Source organism: Arthrobacter sp. Hiyo1, from assembly GCF_001263615.2.
In the GTDB taxonomy this organism is placed as follows: Bacteria; Actinomycetota; Actinomycetes; order Actinomycetales; family Micrococcaceae; genus Arthrobacter.
The window spans coordinates 149,093-150,076 of sequence record NZ_DF952475.1; the positions used below are offsets into that span (position 1 = coordinate 149,093).

Sequence of the window (984 nt, forward strand, 5' to 3'; positions counted from 1 at the left end):
CGCTGCATGGTGGCCAGCCGAGGGGAGATCTCGGCGCCGAGAGCGCCGACCAAGGGCATGGACGACCGGCCTACGAGCACTACCTCGGCGCCGGCGGCAACATAGTGGCTGGCAAGCTCGGTGCCGATAAAGCCCGCGCCGACCACAGCGATCCGTCGGCCATCGGCCTGTGGGATCGAGTCACGGAGCGCATCCGCCTCATCGGCGGTGTGCATCCGATGCAATGGACCTCCGGGGCGACGTCGATGCCATCCAGGTTCCGAGGACTGGCCCCCGATGCGATCAGCACCGCGTCAGCACTCAGACGCCGGCCATCGCTAAGCTCGACCGTGTTCGTGCCGAGGTCAACGGCAATGGCTTCGCCCGACGTCACCGGCACCCCTTCGACCGCCGGGAGGGCTATCTGCTCTCGCGTGAGCAATCCCGGAAGCAGCGCCTTGTCCAGCAGCGTGCGGTTGATCGCACCGCCCGGCTCGGCGTCGACCATTTCGATCCTGCCTGTGAATCCGCGCGTGCGCAGTTCCTGGGCGCAAGCGCGCCCGATGAGGACGCTTGGCTTCGCCTCCCGCTTCACTACACCACTTCCTTCAACGAGTATCAGAATACCCCTACCGGGTACCTGTTAACGAGACGATACCCTCTTCTTATCCGGATTAGGGGGTGTACCGACTACTTTCGCCAGTAAATCTGCGGACTCTTGTATCTATACCCCCGTAGGGTATACGTTATTTCACGAAGTACCATCTAGGGGTATGTATCGAGGCAGATGCCAAAGACGAAAGGATCTACTGATGAGCACCACCGAATACCAGGTCACTGGAATGACCTGCGGGCACTGCGAGATCTCGATCCGCAACGAGGTCGGGCAGATCCCTGGCGTCGAGCGGATCGACGTTAGCGCCACGACCGGCCGGCTCATGGTCGACACCGGCTCCGGTGACCCGGCTGACGACGCGCGGTGATCGCCGCCGTGGATGAAGCAGG

General features: G+C 63.0%; 2 protein-coding genes and 1 pseudogene. 1 reads left to right on the forward strand and 2 read right to left on the reverse strand.

The features are described from left to right. Both AHiyo1_RS27335 and AHiyo1_RS28375 read right to left on the reverse strand, forming a co-directional pair. Nucleotides 1–215 (reverse strand): FAD-dependent oxidoreductase (locus AHiyo1_RS27335; protein WP_253257483.1); only part of this gene is annotated, 215 nt, incomplete at its 3' end. Between the two features lie 41 nt (nucleotides 216–256). Further along, nucleotides 257–574, reverse strand: a pseudogene (locus AHiyo1_RS28375) (FAD-dependent oxidoreductase); the annotation flags it as partial. 217 nt (nucleotides 575–791) lie between these two features. Here AHiyo1_RS28375 and AHiyo1_RS19695 point away from each other — a divergent pair. Further along, nucleotides 792–962, forward strand: a complete 171-nt coding sequence (locus tag AHiyo1_RS19695) for a heavy-metal-associated domain-containing protein (protein ID WP_253257484.1) — start codon at nucleotides 792–794, stop codon at nucleotides 960–962. Nucleotides 963–984 lie beyond the last annotated feature (22 nt).

Coding starts and splice junctions, on each gene's coding strand:
- AHiyo1_RS19695 (WP_253257484.1), top strand. CDS start 792: ATGAGCACCACCGAATACCAGGTCACTGGAATGACCTGCGGGCACTGC.